Here is an 18,718-nt window from a genome sequence, read left to right as displayed (position 1 = left end):
TTTCTAGCGTGCGCCGGCGCCGCGCGTATCCCTCACGAGTATCTCCGCGATCTCCCTCGCGAGCGTGACCCGGTGCGCGTCCCCGTCGATGCCCGTATGCGCGACGGCGCCTTCGAGCAGGAGGAAGAGCTGCTCCGCGAGCCGCTCCGGGTCGGCGGCGCCCGGGGCGTCCTCACGGAGGAGTTCGGCGAACTTCGCCCGCACCGCCGCCTTGTGCCGCCGGATCACGTCGAGCCCGGGATGGCCCGCGGGCAGTTCGGCGGCCGCGTTGAGGAACGCGCACCCCCGGTCGCTCCCGAGCTTGGGGTGATCGACGTAGGCGTCGAAGACCGTCAGCGCCCGGGGCGCTTCGGCCTCCGCCAACCGCTCTTCGAGGTACGCCCACCAGACGTCGTGACGGCTTCGCAGGTACGCGATCGTGAGCTCCGTCTTCGATCCGAAGGACGCGTACAGCGTCTTCTTCGTGACGCCCGCGGCCTCGGCGATGGCCGCGACGCCCACGGCGTTCAGGCCCTCCCGGTAGAAGAGCTCGCTCGCGGCGCTCAGGACGCGCTCGCCGGCCGGTGTCAGCATGCTTCGACTATACCGACCGGTTGACCCGAGCGCCAAATGCGGGAACACTCCACAAGTATACCGCTCGGTATACCTCTGAAGGAGATCTGATGGTTTCTTCGTACAAACGCGAGCTGACGCTCACCGCGGCCGGGTTGTCACTGATCGCGGTCTCCTACGGACTCGCGAGGTACGCGTACGGCCTCTTCGCGCCGACGCTCCGTACGGAGTTCGACCTCGATGGCGGCACGCTCGGCGCCATCGCGGCGGGCAGCTACGTCGCGTACTGCCTCGCGGTCGTCGCGTCGACCGCCGTGACGGCCCGCTGGGGCGCGCGGGCGGGTGCGCTCGCCGCCGGAACGACCGCCACCGCGGGGACCGCCCTGATCGCGGCCGCGCCGAACACGGGCGTCCTCGCGCTCGGCGTCGTCCTCGCCGGAGCCAGTACAGGCCTGGCTTCCCCCTCACTCGCCGACGCGGTCTCCCGCGTCGTCCGCGCGACCCGCCGGGACCGTGCCCAGTCCGTGGTGAACGCCGGGACCGGACTCGGCGTGCTGATCTCTGGCCCGGTCTCGTTGCTCGCGGTCGGCGACTGGCGAATGGCGTGGTGGGCCTTCGCCGGGGCCTCGGCCTTGGTGACCCTCTGGATCGCCCGTGTCGTGCCGCCGGTGAAGGACGACCGCGCGCGGGGGCTGCCGTCGCCGCTGTTCCCGCCCGCCACCGGACGGCTGCTGCCCGCCGCCGCGGCACTCGGCCTGGCCAGCGCGGCGATCTGGACGTTCGGCCGGGACATCGCCGTGAGCGTCGGCGGGCTCGACGAGACCGCCTCGACGGCGGTGTGGATCGTACTCGGCGCGGTCGGCCTGGCTGGCGCGTTCACCGCCGAACTGACCTCCCGGGCCGGACTGCGCCGCGCCTGGTCGGCGGGAATGGTCCTGTTCGCCGCCGCCACGGCCCTCTTCGCCCTCGCCACCCGCTCGCTCCCGGCGCTCGTCGTCGCGGCGGCGCTCTTCGGGGCCGTCTACATCGGACTGACCGGTGTGCTGATCCTCTGGGGTACCAGGGCTTACCCGGCGGCGCCCGCGTTCGGTGTCGGTGTGGCCTTCCTGATGCTGGCACTCGGACAGGCCGCCGGAGCTCCGCTCATCGGTCTCCTCGGCGATCTCCTCGGTCTTCGCGCCGGCTTCCTCGCGGCGGCGGCGATCGCCGTCCTCGGTGTCCTGTTCGCGCCCAGGGAGGCGGCCACCACCTACAACTTCGGGGTCCGCTCCCTCTCAGGGGTGAGCACCGTCCCGCCGGAGCGGGAATCCCGCGCGGGCCGCGCGTGATGTCCTCTTCCGCATGAACCTGCTGCTCGGCCTGCTCACCTTGCCCGTTTACGCGCTCATGCTGTGGCCGCTCGTGGTCGGCGCCCGCCGCGTACTCGGGGTGCGGATCGGACTGGTCCGCGCAGGCTGCGCCGCCGGTTTCGGCTGGCTCGTCGCGGGCGGCATCCTCAGTGCGTTCCCACGGGCGATGTACGCGGGCAACGCCTTCGCCGGGCTGGTCATCCCGGTGGCGGGCGGCGCCTTCCTGGCGACGCTGATCTTCCTGTTCGTCGCGGAACTCGCGCTGCCCTCCGGCTCGGGTCTCGGGCTGATCGGCAGGATCCGGTCGATGCGCCGCCGCGCGGCCCGCACCCGGCGTTACTCGCAGATCACCCGGATCGCGATCAAGCACGGCCTCGGCCGCTACCTCACCGGCCGCCGCGAACCCGGCCTCGCCCAGGTCCGGCACGCCAAACTGGCGCGCTCGCTGCGGCGCGCGCTGGAGGAGGGCGGCGTGACGTTCGTGAAACTCGGCCAGCTGCTCTCGACCCGGTCCGATCTCCTCCCCCCGGTTTTCGTCGACGAACTCAGCAAGCTCCAGGACCAGGTCGCCTTCGCCGACGCCGACGAGGTCGCGACGGTGCTGCGCGAGGAACTGGGCGGGGACCCGGACGAGATCTTCGCCGAATTCGACCCGGCGCCGATCGCGGCCGCGTCGATCGCGCAGGTCTACCGGGCGAAGCTGCGGGGCGGGCAGGACGTGGTCGTCAAGGTGCAGCGGCCCGGCGTGCAGGCCTTGGTCGAGCGGGATCTCGACATCGTCCGCCGGGTGGCGGCCGCGCTGGACCTGCGCGCGGGCTGGGCACGCTCGCTCGGCGTCGTCGACCTCGCCGAAGGCTTCGCCGACGCGCTGGTCGAGGAGCTCGATTTCCGCACCGAGGCCAGGAACATCGAGGCGGTCACCGCCGCCTCCCCCGGCACCGAGGTCGCGCTTCCGACCGTCCACAAAGAACTGTCCACCGAACGTGTCCTGGTGATGCGGCGCCTCGACGGCAAACCGCTAGCCGCTGCCAAGGAACAGGTGCCGGTCGCGGAACGGGCGAAGCTCGCGCGGTCGATGCTGAGGTGTGTACTCGGGCAGGTGATGGGCAGCGGCGTCTTCCACGCCGACCCGCATCCCGGCAACGTCCTGCTGCTCGCCGACGGCAGGCTGGGCCTGCTCGACTTCGGCTCCGTCGGCCGCCTCGACGCGGGTCTGCGCGGCGGGCTGCAGAACCTGATCCTCGCACTGGACCGCGGCGACCCGGCCGCGTTGCGCGACGGCCTGCTGGAGATCGTCGACCGGCCGGACGAGATCGAGGAACGGCGGCTGGAGCGGGCGCTGGGTGCCTTGGTGGCCAAGCATTTCAACCACGGCCAGGCCCCGGATCTGGACATGTTCACCGACCTGTTCCGGGTGATCGCCGACTTCCGGCTCAGCGTGCCCCCGCCGATCGCCGCGGTGTTCCGCGCCTTGGCCACCTTGGAGGGAACACTGGCCGCGCTGGCGCCGGGATTCAACATCGTCGTCGAATCCCGCGCCTACGCCGCCGAGCAGGTCGGCGCCGGATTGCGCCCGGAATCGCTGCGGGCCACGGCGACCAACGAGCTGATGGCGCTCCTGCCGGTACTGCGACGGCTGCCCCGCCGCGTCGACCGGATCGGCGACGCGCTGGAGCAGGGCAGGCTTTCGGTCAACGTCCGGCTGTTCTCCGACGAACGCGACCGCGACGTGGTCACCGGGCTGGTGCACGAGATCCTGCTGGCGTTCGTCGGTGTGGCGACCGGCCTGATGGCCGTGCTGCTGCTGGGCAGCGCAACCGGCCCGGAGGTGCTGACCGGGGTCACACTGCACCAGATGTTCGGCTACAACCTGCTGGTGGTCAGCGCGCTGGTGGGATTGCGGCTGCTCTTCGTCGTTTTCCGGCGGAGCGGACAACGCTCACGACCGCCCCGATGACACCGATCGCAACGAGGCCGATCCCGGCGAGCATGAAGTAGCGCGCGGCGAGAAATCCGGTGTCGGACACCGGCTCCCCTGGCAGACCTGCGTCGACGAAAGCCGTTGTCTGCGGAAAGGGTTCCGCGTTGATACTCCTGCCGATGCCGACGATGACCCCGTGCACCTTGTCCAGCGGAACGGCGCCGTCACCCGGTGTCCCCGCGTAAATCTGCGAGTCGCGGGAATTGTTCCGCTGGTCGCCCGCGAGGAACACGGTGCCCGGTGGGACCTTGACGTCGAAGCTCCTCCCGCCGGCGCCCTCGTAATCGACGTAGGTCTCCTTGACGGCTTTCCCGTTGACAGTGATCAGGCCGTCCTTCGTGCAGCAGACGACCTGATCATCACCGACGGCGATCACCCGCTGGATGGCAAGGCCCTCGCTGGGACTCGCGTCCGGATACGCGCTGAGATCCATGAGAACCACAGCGCCACGCGGAATGTCGCCGACACCGGACCACCGGTAGGTCACGATGGTGCCGGGTTTCAGCGTGGGACTCATCGCCGGGCTGGCTACGGTCTTCATCCCGTAGTCCGACAAGCTCCAGAAGCCGTAGCCGCCGGCGCCCACGCCGACGACCGCCAGCAGGATCATCACGAACAGGAGCGGGGAGAATCTTCGCTTCGGCCCGGCCTTTTCGGGCGGCGGGGCGGGAAAGTCCATTTCGGTCACAGCGCAGATTAGCGTCTCAACCTCGGGGCGCGTACATGATTACCCCGACCCCCGCCAGGCAGATCAGCGCGCCGATGACGTCGTAGCGATCCGGCCGGTAGCCGTCGGCGACCATGCCCCACGCCAGCGATCCCGCGACGAACACTCCCCCGTACGCGGCGAGGATACGGCCGAAGTTCGCGTCGGGCTGCAAGGTCGCGACGAAGCCGTAGAGGCCGAGCGCGACGACGCCCGCGCCGATCCAGAGGTAACCGCGGTGCTCCCGGACGCCTTGCCAGATCAGCCAGGCGCCGCCGATCTCCAGCAGGGCGGCGAGCGCGAAGAGCGCGATGGACCGGATGATCATCGGTGCAGCCTATTGCGGCCGGGCCGTGAAGGCCTCCTTGAGGGACCCCGAGTCCCTCAAGGAGGCCTTCACGGACTTCGCCGTTATACGCCCAGATTTCCCGCCGCGTCGAGGTGGTCGTGAGTGTTTGGGTCGTTCCGACGGACCGGTATTTGCTTACGTGCCGGGCCTGCTTTTGCTTTCACAATGTCGGCGAGGGGGAGGATTTCGGACGTTCAGCGTCCGGAATCCTCCCCACTCGGGCATGTCCTTGGTCAGGTTGCCTCGCGTCCGGCATCCGACGATGTAGGAATCGGGACACTCAACGCCCCAATTCCCACATCGTCGGCGACAGTGACCTTCACGCCCCAAAAGCAGGAATCAGACGGTGAAGCCGAGCGCCCGCAGCTGTTCGCGGCCGTCGTCGGTGATCTTCTCCGGGCCCCACGGCGGCATCCAGACCCAGTTGATCCGGAAGTCCTTGACCAGTCCCGTTCCCCCGCCGACGAGCGCGGCACCGGTCTGGTCCTCGATGACGTCGGTCAGCGGGCAGGCCGCCGAGGTCAGGGTCATGTCGATGGTGGCGGTGTTGTCCGCCTCGACGCGGATGTCGTAGACCAGCCCGAGGTCGACGACGTTGATGCCGAGTTCGGGGTCGACGACGTCGCGCATCGCCTCTTCGACGTCCTCGACCTTCGCCACGTCGGCGGCGTCCGGGGCGGCGGCGGTCTCGGCGTCGAGGTCGGCGGCCGTGCGCCCCTCGCGGGTTTCGGTCTGCTGTTCGGTCATGCCGTCTCAACTCCGTTGGTCGTGCGGGCGACGGCGTCCTTGAACGCCATCCACCCGAGCAGGGCGCATTTCACGCGGGCCGGGTACTTGGCCACGCCGGCGAAGGCGATGCCGTCCTCCAGCACGTCCTCGTCGGGTTCGATCTGCCCTTTGCCCTGCATCAGCTCGACGAAGGCGTCCATGGTGGTGAACGCCTCCTCCACGGTGTGCCCGACGACGAGATCCGTCAAGACCGACGTGGAGGCCTGGCTGATCGAACAGCCCTGTCCCTCGTAGGAGACGTCGGCGACCTTCCCGTCGTCGACCTTCACCCGCAACGTCACCTCGTCGCCGCAGGTCGGGTTGACCTGGAACGACTCGGCGTCGAACGGCTCGCGCAGGCCGCGGCCGTGCGGGTTCTTGTAGTGATCCAGGATGATCTCCTGGTACATGCTCTCCAGGTTCACAGCGTAGAACCCCCTGGGGCCACCCCGAAGAACTTCTGCGCCTCACGCACCCCGTTCACCAGCGCGTCCACTTCGGACAGGGTGTTGTAGACGTAGAACGACGCGCGCACGGTCGCGGGCACCGAGCAGGCCCGGTGCAGCGGCCACGCGCAGTGGTGCCCGACGCGGACGGCGACGCCGAGGCTGTCCAGCACCTGGCCGGAGTCGTGCGGGTGGACGCCGTCGATGACGAACGACACCAGTCCGCCGCGGTCGGTCATGTCGGTGGGACCGATGATCCGCACACCCGGGATCTCGCCGAGCCCGGCGAGCGCCGCCTCGGTGAGGAGGTGCTCGTGCGCGGCGACGCGGTCCATGCCGATCGCCGACAGGTAGTCGGCGGCCGCGCCGAGACCGACGGCCTGCGACGTCATCGGGGTGCCCGCCTCGAACCGCTGCGGCGGCGCGGCGAAGGTGGTCTGCTCCATGCGGACCAGCTCGATCATCGAGCCACCGGTCAGGAACGGCGGCATCGCTTCGAGCAGCTCACGGCGGCCGTAAAGGACACCGATACCGTACGGGCCGACCATCTTGTGCCCGGCGAAGGCGGCGAAGTCGACGTCCAGCGCGTGCAGGTCCACCGGGAAGTGGGGCACCGACTGGCAGGCGTCCAGCACGACCAGCGCGCCGGCCTTGCGGGCCTTCTTCACCAGGAACTCGACCGGGTTGATCGTGCCGAGCACGTTGGACTGGTGCGTGAACGCGAGCACCTTGGTCCGCTCGGTGATCAGCTCGTCCACATTGGACAGATCGAGACGCCCGTCCGCGGTGACGGAGAACCACTTCAGCGTGGCGCCGGTGCGCTGGCAGAGCTGCTGCCACGGCACCAGGTTCGCGTGGTGCTCCATCTCGGTGATGACGATCTCGTCGCCGGGACCGATCTTGAACCGCTCGGCTTCGGGACCGGCCGTGGCGGCGTTGCTCATCGCGTAGGCGACGAGGTTGATGCCCTCGGTGGCGTTCTTGGTGAACACCAGCTCGTGCGGGGAGGCGCCGACGAACTCCGCGATCCGCACGCGGGCGGATTCGTAGGCGTCGGTCGCCTCCTCGGCGAGCTGGTGCGCGCCGCGGTGCACCGCGGCGTTCGAGGTCTCCAGGAACCGGCGCTCGGCTTCGAGCACTTGCGCCGGTTTCTGGGACGTCGCACCGGAATCCAGATACACCAAGGGTTTCCCGTCCCGCACCGTGCGGGTCAGGATCGGGAAGTCGGCCCTGATGGCCGCTACGTCCAGCGGTACACGACCCGACGTACTCGTCCCAGCGGAGGGTCCATCAGGAGAGTTAGCCGTGGTGGTGGTCATCGGGCCAACTCCTCTCGGTGTAGTCGTGAAGTTCAGTGATCAGACGGCGGCGGTCTCGGCGGAGCCGGTGTACTTGACGTACCCGTTCTCCTCCAGCTCGTCCGCGAGTTCACGGCCGCCGGACTCGACGATCCTGCCGCCGGCGAAGACGTGCACGAAGTCGGGCGTGATGTGCCGCAGGATCCGCGTGTAGTGCGTGATCAGCATGACGCCGGCGTCGTTGTTGGCCTTGAACTCGTTGACGCCCTCGGACACGACGCGCAGCGCGTCGACGTCGAGGCCGGAGTCGGTCTCGTCGAGGATGGCGATCTTCGGCTTGAGCAGCGCCAGCTGCAGGATCTCGTGGCGCTTCTTCTCACCGCCGGAGAAGCCCTCGTTCACCGAACGCTCGGCGAACTCGGACGAGATCTCCAGCTTGCCCATCTCGTCCTTGACCTCCTTGACCCAGTGGCGCAGCTTGGGGGCCTCGCCACGGACCGCGGTGGCCGCGGTGCGGAGGAAGTTGGACATGGACACGCCCGGCACCTCGACCGGGTACTGCATGGCGAGGAACAGGCCCGCGCGGGCGCGCTCGTCGACGCTCATCTCGAGCACGTCCTCACCGTCGAGCAGGACCTGCCCGGAGGTGACTTCGTACTTGGGGTGACCGGCGATGGCGTAGGACAGCGTGGACTTGCCCGAACCGTTGGGGCCCATGATCGCGTGGGTCTCGCCCGACTTGATGGTCAGGTTGACGCCCTTGAGGATCTCCTTGGGGCCCTCCTCGGTCGTGACCGAGGCGTGCAGATCCTTGATTTCCAGCGTAGGCATTTCTTTCCTAAAAGTCTGATGTGGACGGACGAGGGCTCAGGCGCCCACGGCTTCGAGTTCGGCTTCGATCGCGGCCTCGAGACGCTCGCGCACCTCGGGAACGCCGATCTTGACCAGGATCTCGTGGAAGAACCCGCGTACGACCAGGCGGCGCGCGGCGTCTTCGCCGATTCCGCGCGACTGGAGGTAGAACAACTGCTCGTCGTCGAACCTTCCCGTCGCGCTCGCGTGGCCGGCGCCTTCGATCTCGCCGGTCTCGATCTCCAGGTTCGGGATCGAGTCCGCCCGCGCGCCCGGCGTCAGCACCAGGTTCCGGTTGAGCTCGTAGGTGTCGGTGGCCTCGGCGGCGGCCCGGATCAGCACGTCGCCGACCCATACGGTGTGCGCGTCGTCGCCCTGCAGCGCGCCCTTGTACATCACCCGCGACTTGCAGTTCGGCACCGCGTGGTCGACGAAGAGACGGTGCTCCTGGTGCTGGCCCGCGTCCGCGAAGTACAGGCCGAGCATCTCGACGTCGCCGCCCTTGTCGGCGAAGGTCGCCGTCGGCGAGACGCGAACCAGGTCACCGCCCAGGGTGATGACGATGTGCTTGAGCGTGGCGTCGCGGCCGAGCTTGAGGTGCTGCTCGGAGACGTGCACCGCGTCGTCGGCCCAGTCCTGGACGCTGACCACGGTGACGTTCGCCGAATCGCCGATCACGAACTCGACGTTGTCGGCGTAGGTACCCGAACCTGCGTGGTCGAGGACGATGACGGCCTCGGAGAACTGCTCGGCGCGCACCTGCACGTGCCCGTAGGCGACCTTGCCCTCGCCGGGGCCGGTGATCTTCACCGTCGACGGCTTGGACGTCTTCGTCTCCTTGGGCACCGTGATGACGGTGGCCTCGGTGAACGAGGAGTACGCCTGCGCGGCGATCCGGTCGCTCGGGACACCCGCGGCGCCGAGGCGCTCGTCGTCCCGGCCGACCGTCTCGATCTTCAGTTCGGGCGCGGCGTCGGCGTCCACTGTGGCCGAACCCGAAGCGGTGGCGGACCCGTCGTGCAGACCGCGCAGCCGCTTCATCGGAGTGAAACGCCAGTTCTCCTCACGACCGCCCGGGACCTCGAAGGCCTGGACGTCGTAGGAGGTGAAGCGCTCCGCGCGAGAGGTCGCCGGGATGACGACCCCTTCGCGCATCGCTTCGGAAACGTTGTTCTCGGTAACCGACATGACTAGCCGACGGACCCTTCCATCTGAAGCTCGATCAGGCGGTTCAGCTCGAGCGCGTACTCCATCGGCAGCTCACGCGCGATGGGCTCGACGAACCCGCGCACGATCATCGCCATGGCCTCGGCCTCGTCGAGACCGCGCGACATGAGGTAGAACATCTGGTCTTCGCTGACCTTCGAGACGGTCGCCTCGTGGCCCATGGAGACCTCGTCGTTGCGGATGTCGACGTACGGGTACGTGTCCGACCGCGAGATCGTGTCCACCAGCAGCGCGTCACAGACGACGCTGGAGCGCGAGTGGTGCGCCCGCTTCGCGACCTTCACCAGGCCGCGGTACGAGGTGCGGCCACCGCCGCGCGCCACCGACTTCGACACGATGGTCGAGGAGGTGTGCGGCGCCAGGTGCTCCATCTTCGCGCCGGCGTCCTGGTGCTGGCCCTCGCCCGCGAACGCGACCGAGAGGACCTCGCCCTTGGCGTGCTCGCCCATGAGGAACACGGACGGGTACTTCATCGTGACCTTGGAGCCGATGTTGCCGTCGATCCACTCCATGGTCGCGCCCTCTTCGCACTTGGCGCGCTTGGTGACCAGGTTGTAGACGTTGTTCGACCAGTTCTGGATGGTCGTGTAGCGGCAGCGGGCGCCCTTCTTCACGATGATCTCCACGACCGCCGAGTGCAGCGAGTCGGACTGGTAGATCGGCGCGGTGCAACCCTCGACGTAGTGCACGTAGGCGTCTTCGTCGACGATGATCAGGGTCCGCTCGAACTGACCCATGTTCTCGGTGTTGATGCGGAAGTACGCCTGCAGCGGGATGTCCACCTTGACGCCCTTGGGCACGTAGATGAACGAGCCACCGGACCACACCGCGGTGTTCAGCGCGGAGAACTTGTTGTCCCCGGCCGGGATCACGGAGCCGAAGTACTCCTTGAAGATCTCCGGGTGCTCCTTGAGCGCGGTGTCGGTGTCCAGGAACAGGACGCCCTGTGCCTCCAGGTCCTCGCGGATCTGGTGGTAGACGACCTCGGACTCGTACTGCGCGGCGACACCGGCGACGAGGCGCTGCTTCTCCGCCTCGGGGATGCCCAGCTTGTCGTACGTGTTCTTGATGTCCTCGGGCAGGTCTTCCCAGGAAGTGGCCTGCTTCTCCGTGGACCGCACGAAGTACTTGATGTTGTCGAAGTCGATCCCGGAGAGGTCCGCACCCCAGTTGGGCATCGGCTTCAAGTCGAAGAGCTTGAGCGCCTTCAGTCGCGCTTCGCGCATCCACTCCGGCTCGGACTTCTTCGAGGAGATGTCGGTGACGACGTCCTCGTTCAGTCCGCGACGGGCCGTTGAGCCCGCCTCGTCGGAGTCCGCCCAGCCGAACGCGTACTTGCCAAGGGACTCGATGGTCTCTTCCTGGCTCATGGGCGCGGTGGTGGGAGTGCGCTGCTCGGCAGCGGCAGTCATGCGGGTTTCCCTCCATTCGGGATCCGTGCTGTGCGCCCTGGGGAGGGCGCCGTGCTTCCCGGCCCGGGTGTGGCCGGGTGACCCGCCGGAACGACGGGTACGTGTGTGGTGCACGCGTTGTCACCGCGCGCGATGGTCGCCAGCCGCTGGACGTGAGTACCCAGCAGTTCCGCGAAAGCCTCTGTCTCGGCTTCGCACAACTGAGGGAACTCGGCGGCGACGTGGGCGACCGGGCAATGGTGCTGGCAGAGCTGTTCGCCGACACCGACCTGACGGGTCGACGCAGCGTAGCCCTCCCTGGTCAGCGCCGCAGCGAGAGCCTCGGCACGGGCGGCCGGGTCCGTGTGCTTGGTGATCGCGTCCTGGTGCGGGCCGACCAGCGAAGCGACGCGAGCCTCCGCGAAGGCCTTCACGGCGTCCTCACCGGCGTGTTCGGCGAGGAAGCGGATGGCCGAGGACGCGAGGTCGTCGTAGGCGTGCCCGAACCGGGCGCGACCCGCCTCGGTGAGCAGGAAGTTCTTGGCGGGACGGCCTCGTCCGCGGGGGCCGCGGCGGGGCGCGTCCCGGGTTTCGGCCTCGCCGTCGGCGAGCAGCGCGTCGAGATGACGACGGACGGCGGCGGCGCTGATCCCCAGCTGCTCGGCCACCACGACGGCGGTCATCGGACCCTGTTCCAGCAGCAAACGGGCCACTTCGTGCCTGGTCCGCCCCTCGGGGCCGACCTGCGCGGGGACAGGCTGGACCTCGGCGCGGGGCATGTCGCCACCGGCCTCGTCCTGCGTCCCCGTCTTTTTCACAACACAAGTGTGACGTATTTCCGGGGAGACGGCAAAGAGGGGTGCCTCACGGAGTGGCGTGGGTCACTTCACGGGGCTGAAGGACGCTTTCCCCGCATGCGATGAGACGAAAGCGTCCTTCACCGCGTCGCATGCGGGGAAAGTCCCCTTCAGCCCCCGGTAACCACGTACCCGCCCGGTCTGTTCCCGGCATCGCTACCCTTCGTGCGTGGCAGTGGGCGATCACCCGGCACAGCGGGACACGGACGGGGCAGAGCCGGAAGACCAGGCGTCAGGGTCGGTGGCGACGCTCGTCCCGGGGCGTCCGCACGATCCGGAGCCGCTGGACGACAAGGAACTGCGCGGGCTGAACGTGGTCCGCCGGTTCGGCGCGGTCGGTTCCCTGTTCCTCGCGCTGGGCTCGCTCGGCGCGGGCGCCGCCCCGGTGATCAACCCGGTGCAGGAGATCCCGGTCCTGCGGCTGTTCACCCGGATCCCGATGGTCTCGCTCGCGATGGGCCTGGCCGGGATGGCGATCATCGTGCTCAGCTGGCTGCTGCTCGGCCGGTTCGCGCAGCCCGCGCGCCGCCGCCTCGCCACCCAGGGCCAGCTCGCCCGCACCATCGCGCTCTGGTGCGCGCCACTGCTGTTCATCCCCCCGCTGTTCTCCCGCGACGTCTACAGCTATCTCGCGCAGAGCGAGATCGTGGCCCGCGGGATGGACCCGTACTCGCTCGGCCCGGCCGAAGCGCTCGGCGTCTCCGACCCGCTGACCTCGGGCGTCTCCAACATGTGGCGCGAGACCCCGGCGCCGTACGGCCCGCTGCTGCTGCGGCTCGGCGGCTGGCTCGCCCCGCTCAGCAGCGGCAACATCGTCACCGGCGTGCTGCTGCAGCGCGGGCTCGCGCTGATCGGCGTCATCCTGATCATCTGGGCGCTGCCCCGGCTGGCCCGGCGCTTCGGCGTGCAGCCCGCCACCGCGCTGTGGCTCGGCGCGGCGAACCCGCTGCTGATCTTCCACTTCGTCGCGGGCGCCCACAACGACGCGCTCGCCATCGGGCTCATGGTGGCCGGGCTGGAGGTCGGCCTCCAGCGGATGCCGGTGCGGTTCAAGAACGACGAGCCGCCCCCGCTGGCCAAGGGCGAACTCCTCTACATCGGGCTCGGGGTGGTGCTCATCACCCTCGGCGTCGCGGTGAAGATCAACGCGATCCTGGCGCTGCCGTTCTTCACCGTCATGGTGGCCAGACGCTGGCACGGCCGGATCAAGGACCTCCTCACCGCCGCGGTGCCGATGGCGTTGCTGTTCGGCGTGACGCTGGTGGCGGTCTGTTACGGCACCGGTCTCGGTTTCGGCTGGGTGGGCGCGCTCGGGACGCCCGGGCTGGTCCGCTCGTGGATTTCGCCGACGTCGGAGCTCGCCGCGCTCGGCGGTGTCCTCGGCATCGCGCTCGGCCTCGGCAACCACACCAACGCGATGGTGCCGATCCTGGGTGCGCTCGGCTATCTCGTCGCGGGCGCCGTGACGGTCAAGTTCCTTTGGGACAGCTTCAAATGGCGCTACCGGCCGATCATCGGCCTCGGTGTCTCCCTCGGCGCGGTGATGGTGCTGCACGTCGCGCTGCAGCCCTGGTACCTGCTGTGGGCGATCATCCCGCTCGCCGCGGCGGCGGGGACCTCGCGGTTCCGCATCGCCGCGACGATCGTCACCGCCGTCCTGCCGTTCCTGTTGCCGACGACGGGAAGCACCTTCGAGGGCCGCGGTTTCGTCCTGCCGTTCGCGTGGGCGGCGGCCGGGGTCGTCACGCTGCTGGGGCTGTTCATCGTCCACCGCCTCTCACCACTGCTGCTGTCCAGACCGTCCCCGGAGCATTCGGTCCCGGCGTGAGGCCGTATCGTGACCTGTCGTGAACGCCCCCGCCGTCGAGATCACCGGGCTGGTGAAACGCTACGGATCCACCACCGCCGTCGATGGACTCGACCTGCGGATGGAACGTGGCACCCTGCTCGCTCTGCTCGGCCCGAACGGGGCCGGCAAGACCACCACCGTCGAGATCTGCGAAGGCTTCCTGCGGCCTGACGACGGCGAAGTGCGGGTGCTGGGCCTGAACCCGGCGCGCGACGGCGCGGCGCTGCGGCCGCGGATCGGCGTGATGCCCCAGGGCGGCGGCGCGTATCCCGGCGTCCGCGCCGACGAGATGCTCGGCCTGGTCGCCGCGTGCGCCGCGAATCCGCTCGACCCGGCCTGGCTGCTGGACGTCCTCGGCCTTTCCGGAGCGAGGAAGACGCCGTTCAAACGGCTTTCCGGCGGGCAGCAGCAACGGCTCTCGCTCGCCTGCGCGCTCGTCGGACGGCCGGAGCTGCTCTTCCTCGACGAGCCGACGGCGGGGATGGATCCGCAGGCCCGCCGCCTGGTCTGGGATCTGCTCGGAGCGCTGCGCGCCGACGGGGTCAGTGTGCTGCTCACCACGCATCTGATGGAGGAAGCCGAAACGCTGGCCGACACCGTGGTGATCGTGGACCACGGCAAGGTCGTCGTCGAAGGCTCTCCGCAGTCGCTCACCGTCGAGGCCGGGGAGACCGCGCAGCTGCGGTTCAAGGCGCGTACGAAGCTCGACACCGCGTTGCTGACCGCGGCGCTGCCCGAGGGGCACCTCGTCCACGAGTCGGCGCCGGGGACGTATCTCGTCGAGGGCGCGATCGACCCGCAGGTGGTGTCGACGGTGACGGCGTGGTGCGCGCAGCAGGGTGTCATGCCCGAGGAACTGCAGGTCGGCAGGCGCACGCTGGAAGAGGTCTTCCTGGAGCTGACCGGACGGGAACTGCGCGCATGACCACCACGCCCACGCCACGGTTCGCCGCGGGCACGTTCACCCCGGCCCCCGGTCGCGGTTCGCTCGGCAAGATGCTCCGCACGCACGCGAAGGTCGAGGCCAGCCTGACGCTGCGCCACGGCGAGCAGATCCTGCTGACCCTGCTCATCCCGCTCGCGCTGCTGATCGGCCTGTCGCTGCTGGACATCCTGCCGTCGTCGCAGCTCGGCGACGCGTCCAAAGTGGACTGGATCACGCCGAGGATCCTGGCGCTGGCGGTGATGTCGTCCGCGTTCACCGGGCAGGCCATCGCGCTGGGCTTCGACCGCCGTTATGGCGTCCTCAAACGGCTTTCGGCCACCGCGCTGCCCCGCTGGCTGCTCGTCGCGGGCCGGGTGGCCGCCGCGCTCGTGGTGGTGGCGCTGCAGGCGGTGATCCTCGGTGTCGTCGCCGCGCTGCTGGGCTGGTCGCCGTCGCTCGGCGGGATCCTCGGCGCGATCCCGTTCCTGCTCGTCGGCACGCTCGCGTTCGGCGCGCTGGGCCTGCTGCTCGGCGGGGCGCTGCGCGCGGAGGCCGTGCTGGCGCTGGCGAATATCGTCTGGTTCGTGCTGCTGCTCGCCGGCGGCATCCTGCTGGCGCCGTCGACGATGCCGTCCGGCGTCGCGTGGATCGTCGAACTGCTGCCCTCGGGCGCGCTCGCCGAAGGCCTGCGGTCGGTGCTGCTGGACGGTTCGTTCGGCTGGGGCCCGTTCGCGGTGCTCGTCGGCTGGGGCGTCGTCGCGGGCGCGGTGGCGAGCAAGACCACGAAGCTCACCTGAGGCGGCCGACACAGCCGGTGCGGCCGGTGCAACGCTCTCAGGAAGGGCGTTCTAGCATCGGACGGTGCCGTTCCAGAGCCTTGTAGCGCGTCTGCCGTATCCCTCGTTCGCGGTCCAGCGGGCGGTCGCGATAGCGGCGGTGATCGCCCAGGCCGGAATCGGCGTCACCGGATCGGTCGTCCGGGTCACGGGTTCGGGTCTCGGCTGCCCGACCTGGCCGCAGTGCGTCGAAGGCAGCATCGTGCCGGTCGCGCACCCCGAGTTCGACGCGCTCACCCAGTGGATCGAGTTCAGCAACCGGATGCTGACCGGGGTGGTCATCCTGGTCGCCGCGCTGTGCGTGATCACCGCGTGGCGCGTGCAGATCGAGCACCCGAGCCGCCGTCGCCTGGTGAAGCTGGCCTGGACGATGCCCGCGGGCGTGATGCTGCAGGCGGTCGTCGGCGGGATCACCGTGCTCGCGAAGCTCGAATGGTGGACCGTCGCGCTCCACTTCCTGGCCTCCACTCCCCTGGTCTGGCTCGCGGTGCTGCTGCTGCGGGCGTTCAAGGAGGGCGACGAGCCCGCTCGCTGGCTCATCCCGGACGCGGGCCGCAAGACCCTCGTCGTGCTCGCCGCGGCCATGTGGGCCGTCCTCGTCGCGGGCACCGTGGTGACCGGCGCGGGCCCGCACGGCGGCGACCCAGGCACCCACCGGCTCCAGGCCCCGATCGAGACGCTCACCCAGATCCACGGCGGTCTGCTGGTGGTCTACCTGATCGTGCTGGCCGTCTTCGGGCTCCAGCTGATGCGGGGCGAGACGCCGAAGCAGCTGTGGCAGCGCTACGCCATCGTGTGGGTCGTGGCGGTCCTCCAGGGCGTCGTGGGCTCGGTGCAATACGGCCTCGGTGTCCCGGAGGCGCTGGTCTCGTTCCACGTCCTCGGCTCCGCGCTGGTGATCATCTCGACGGCGGCGCTGTGGTGCAGCTCGCGAGACCGTGGTCCCGTGCCTTCGGCCACCGCCCCGGAACGCGAACTCGCCACCTCGAACTGAACCGGACGTAACCCCCAGGCGGCGTGTTCGCCAGACGGTGCCCTTACGCTGCGCTCGGTGCCCCACACGGGGGTCACCACCGAGTCGAGGCACGAGGTGTCGCATGACCGCCAGCACGGAGCCGGACGCACCGGCCAGTCCGTCCAAACCCCTGATCTCCCACCGCCGAGGCTCCGGGGAGATGCTGATACTCAAGACCTTCCTGCTGGTCCCGTTCGTCGCGCTGCTCGCCGCCGTGCCGATCGTGTGGGGCTGGGGCATGACCTGGGTCGACCTCGCGCTGGCCGCGGTGTTCTACACCCTCGGGACGCTGGGGGTGACCGTCGGCTACCACCGGTACTTCACCCACGGCGCTTTCAAGGCCCGGCGCCCGCTGCGGGTCGCGCTCGCCATCGCGGGGAGTTTCGCGGTCCAGGGGTCGGTGATCTTCTGGGTGGCCAGCCACCGTCGCCACCACGCCTTCGCCGACCGTGAGGGCGACCCGCACTCCCCTTGGTTGTTCGGGACGTCGCCCGGGGCGCTGCTACGCGGCTTCTGGCACGCGCATATGGGCTGGATGTTCAGCCGCGAGGTGACCAACTACGACCGTTTCGCGCCGGATCTGGTGGCGGACAAGGATCTTCGCGTGGTGAACCGCTACTTCTGGCTGTGGATCACGCTGAGCCTCGCGCTGCCCGCGGTGCTCGGCGGGCTGATCAGCTGGTCGTGGTGGGGGGTGGTGACCGGGTTCTTCTGGGCCGGGCTGGTGCGGATCGCGTTCCTGCACCATGTGACCTGGTCGGTGAACTCGATCTGTCACCTGGTCGGCGAGCGCCCGTTCGCGAGCCGGGACAAGGCGGCGAACTTCTGGCCGCTGGCGATCCTGTCCATGGGCGAATCGTGGCACAACTCCCACCACGCCGACCCGACCTGCGCGCGGCACGGTGTCCTGCGCGGACAGGTCGACGTGTCGGCGCGGGTGATCTGGCTGTTCGAGAAGTTCGGCTGGGCGCGGGACGTGCGGTGGCCGAAGCCGGAGCGGTTGGCCGCGAAGCTCGCGAAACCCGCCTGACCCCCGTCGCATTCAGTCCTCTGAATGCGGTACTTGCACACGCAAGGATCGCATCCAGAGGACTAAATGCGGGGCGTCAGGCGAGTTGCTGCCGGACGGCGGAGGCGAATCGCCAGGCCGCGGCGGCATCCGTCTGCCGGAACCCGAGCGAAGGCTCGACAAGCTCCAGTTCCAGCAGCAGCGGCCTGCCGTCCGGGCCGGCGACGAGATCCACGCGGGCGTAGAGCAGCTCCGCGCGCAGGATGCCCAGCAGCGCCGCCGTCGCGTCCAAAGCGTCTTCGGCCAGCGCACGGAATCCCGCGGCCGGCTGCACGGGCGCGAGCTTTTCCGTCACATACAGCCCGGATTCGTCGAGTTCCCGGCCCAGCATCGCGGCCTTCGAGAACGCGTGCGAGTACACGCCGCCGAAGTACACCAGCGCGATCTCGCCTTCACTGTCCACACTGGACTGATACGGCTGGAGCAGCACGGTGTTCCCGTCCGCCTGCAACCCGGACAGGTGCGCGGCGGCCGCGTCGCCCGCGGTGAACCGGCCGGCTCCCCGCGAGCCGGCGCCGATGGCGGGCTTCAGCACGAACTCGCCCTTGGGCCAGCGCGGGGCCTTGTCGTCCGGCGCGATCAGGGTCGTCGGCACGACCGCGACCCCGGCGTCGCCGAGTTCGGCCAGATAGGACTTGTCGGTGTTCCAGCGGACGACTTCGGCCGAATTCGACAATGACGGCACGGATTCGGTCCAGGACAGGAACTCGTCGCGGCGCTCGGCGTAGTCCCAGGTGGCGCGCAGCACGACGATGTCCGCGGCACCGAAGTCGACCGTCGTGTCGTCCCAGGCGGCCCAGCGGGTCTTGAAGCCGAGGTCGGCCAGCGCCTCGGGAACGGCGTGCTCGTCGCCGTCGCCTTCCGGCAGCGCGGAGCAGGCTACGAAGATCGCGGAGCCGCTCACTTCCCCGCCATCCGGCGGCGGTGCTCGGCGCCGATCTTGGTGGCCTTCACGGTCTCGCTGTCCCACTCGGCGGGTTCGAGGTCTTCGACGGCCTCGACCAGCGCCTCGCCCGCCCCCACGGAGGCCACGACGACGTCGCCGAGCGCGCCGTCGGCGCCCACGAGCACGACCCGCGCGCCGACCCTGCCGATGTTCTCCACCACCGCGCGCGACGGCTTCCCGTGCCGCTTCACGAAGTCGCGGGCCGCCGCGACCTGGCGCGACGTGGGGGCGGCGGTCTCGGTCTTCTCTTCGGTCTCAGCCACGCGCCGAGCTTAACCGCGAAAGGCCCGGGACGCGGAATA

At 69.5% G+C, this 18,718-nt stretch carries 19 protein-coding genes; 7 read left to right on the top strand and 12 right to left on the bottom strand.

The window, feature by feature from the left end:
- Positions 1–3: 3 nt before the first annotated feature.
- A complete protein-coding gene (locus tag ACFWIW_RS35120; RefSeq protein ID WP_378372409.1) occupies positions 4–573 on the bottom strand; it encodes a TetR/AcrR family transcriptional regulator in 570 nt (189 codons plus the stop codon).
- Positions 574–662: 89 nt separating this feature from the next.
- Between ACFWIW_RS35120 and ACFWIW_RS35115 the strand changes: the two genes are divergently transcribed.
- Positions 663–1,880 (top strand): MFS transporter, encoded by a 1,218-nt coding sequence (locus ACFWIW_RS35115; RefSeq protein WP_378372408.1) that lies wholly within the window; start codon positions 663–665, stop codon positions 1,878–1,880.
- Positions 1,881–1,893: 13 nt separating this feature from the next.
- Positions 1,894–3,858 (top strand): ABC1 kinase family protein, encoded by a 1,965-nt coding sequence (locus tag ACFWIW_RS35110; RefSeq protein WP_378372407.1) that lies wholly within the window; start codon positions 1,894–1,896, stop codon positions 3,856–3,858.
- Here ACFWIW_RS35110 and lepB read toward each other — a convergent pair.
- The 9 genes from lepB to ACFWIW_RS35065 all read right to left on the bottom strand — a co-directional run bounded on the left by lepB (position 3,782) and on the right by ACFWIW_RS35065 (position 11,737).
- Positions 3,782–4,492: a signal peptidase I gene (lepB, locus tag ACFWIW_RS35105; RefSeq protein WP_378372423.1), complete on the bottom strand. Its 711-nt coding sequence runs from the start codon at positions 4,490–4,492 to the stop codon at positions 3,782–3,784. The two genes, ACFWIW_RS35110 and lepB, sit on opposite strands and share 77 nt — an antisense overlap.
- A gap of 94 nt (positions 4,493–4,586) precedes the next feature.
- A complete protein-coding gene (locus tag ACFWIW_RS35100) occupies positions 4,587–4,916 on the bottom strand; it encodes a YnfA family protein (protein WP_072027814.1) in 330 nt (109 codons plus the stop codon).
- A 360-nt stretch (positions 4,917–5,276) separates the two neighbouring features.
- Entirely contained in the window at positions 5,277–5,684 is a 408-nt protein-coding gene (locus tag ACFWIW_RS35095; protein ID WP_034311811.1) for a metal-sulfur cluster assembly factor, read from the bottom strand.
- Positions 5,681–6,130: a Fe-S cluster assembly sulfur transfer protein SufU gene (gene sufU, locus ACFWIW_RS35090; protein ID WP_007029705.1), complete on the bottom strand. Its 450-nt coding sequence runs from the start codon at positions 6,128–6,130 to the stop codon at positions 5,681–5,683. The genes ACFWIW_RS35095 and sufU overlap by 4 nt, the downstream gene beginning before the upstream one ends.
- Positions 6,127–7,470 carry a cysteine desulfurase gene (locus tag ACFWIW_RS35085; protein WP_378372406.1) on the bottom strand — a complete coding sequence of 448 codons (1,344 nt, stop codon included), beginning with the start codon at positions 7,468–7,470 and terminating at the stop codon, positions 6,127–6,129. The genes sufU and ACFWIW_RS35085 overlap by 4 nt, the downstream gene beginning before the upstream one ends.
- Before the next feature lie 39 nt (positions 7,471–7,509).
- Positions 7,510–8,280 (bottom strand): Fe-S cluster assembly ATPase SufC, encoded by a 771-nt coding sequence (sufC, locus tag ACFWIW_RS35080; RefSeq protein ID WP_378372405.1) that lies wholly within the window; start codon positions 8,278–8,280, stop codon positions 7,510–7,512.
- 36 nt (positions 8,281–8,316) lie between these two features.
- Positions 8,317–9,489 (bottom strand): Fe-S cluster assembly protein SufD, encoded by a 1,173-nt coding sequence (sufD, locus tag ACFWIW_RS35075; protein ID WP_378372404.1) that lies wholly within the window; start codon positions 9,487–9,489, stop codon positions 8,317–8,319.
- A gap of 2 nt (positions 9,490–9,491) precedes the next feature.
- A complete protein-coding gene (sufB, locus tag ACFWIW_RS35070; protein WP_038515497.1) occupies positions 9,492–10,940 on the bottom strand; it encodes a Fe-S cluster assembly protein SufB in 1,449 nt (482 codons plus the stop codon).
- Positions 10,937–11,737: a helix-turn-helix transcriptional regulator gene (locus tag ACFWIW_RS35065; RefSeq protein WP_378372403.1), complete on the bottom strand. Its 801-nt coding sequence runs from the start codon at positions 11,735–11,737 to the stop codon at positions 10,937–10,939. The genes sufB and ACFWIW_RS35065 overlap by 4 nt, the downstream gene beginning before the upstream one ends.
- Positions 11,738–12,017: 280 nt before the next feature.
- Between ACFWIW_RS35065 and mptB the strand changes: the two genes are divergently transcribed.
- From mptB to ACFWIW_RS35040, 5 genes are all read left to right on the top strand, one after another.
- The gene (gene mptB / locus ACFWIW_RS35060; protein WP_360096328.1) at positions 12,018–13,604 is read left to right on the top strand and encodes a polyprenol phosphomannose-dependent alpha 1,6 mannosyltransferase MptB; all 1,587 of its coding nucleotides are present in this window, start codon (positions 12,018–12,020) and stop codon (positions 13,602–13,604) included.
- A gap of 19 nt (positions 13,605–13,623) precedes the next feature.
- Complete coding sequence (locus tag ACFWIW_RS35055; protein WP_378372402.1) at positions 13,624–14,550, top strand: ABC transporter ATP-binding protein; 927 nt, start codon at positions 13,624–13,626, stop codon at positions 14,548–14,550.
- A complete protein-coding gene (locus ACFWIW_RS35050) occupies positions 14,547–15,347 on the top strand; it encodes an ABC transporter permease (RefSeq protein WP_378372401.1) in 801 nt (266 codons plus the stop codon). The genes ACFWIW_RS35055 and ACFWIW_RS35050 overlap by 4 nt, the downstream gene beginning before the upstream one ends.
- 64 nt (positions 15,348–15,411) lie before the next feature.
- Positions 15,412–16,380 (top strand): heme A synthase, encoded by a 969-nt coding sequence (locus tag ACFWIW_RS35045; protein WP_378372400.1) that lies wholly within the window; start codon positions 15,412–15,414, stop codon positions 16,378–16,380.
- Positions 16,381–16,483: 103 nt separating this feature from the next.
- Entirely contained in the window at positions 16,484–17,431 is a 948-nt protein-coding gene (locus tag ACFWIW_RS35040) for an acyl-CoA desaturase (protein ID WP_378372399.1), read from the top strand.
- Positions 17,432–17,507: 76 nt separating this feature from the next.
- On the opposite strand, the gene ACFWIW_RS35035 is transcribed toward ACFWIW_RS35040, so the two are convergent.
- Positions 17,508–18,374 carry a RimK family alpha-L-glutamate ligase gene (locus ACFWIW_RS35035; RefSeq protein WP_378372398.1) on the bottom strand — a complete coding sequence of 289 codons (867 nt, stop codon included), beginning with the start codon at positions 18,372–18,374 and terminating at the stop codon, positions 17,508–17,510.
- Positions 18,371–18,679, bottom strand: coding sequence for a hypothetical protein (locus ACFWIW_RS35030; protein WP_378372397.1), 309 nt, complete (start codon positions 18,677–18,679; stop codon positions 18,371–18,373). The genes ACFWIW_RS35035 and ACFWIW_RS35030 overlap by 4 nt, the downstream gene beginning before the upstream one ends.
- Between the last annotated feature and the right edge of the window lie 39 nt (positions 18,680–18,718).

This window comes from Amycolatopsis sp. NPDC058340 (assembly GCF_042723975.1).
In the GTDB taxonomy this organism is placed as follows: domain Bacteria; phylum Actinomycetota; class Actinomycetes; order Mycobacteriales; family Pseudonocardiaceae; genus Amycolatopsis.
Note: the sequence above shows the minus strand (reverse complement) of the source record. Positions and strands in the feature narration are given on the sequence as shown.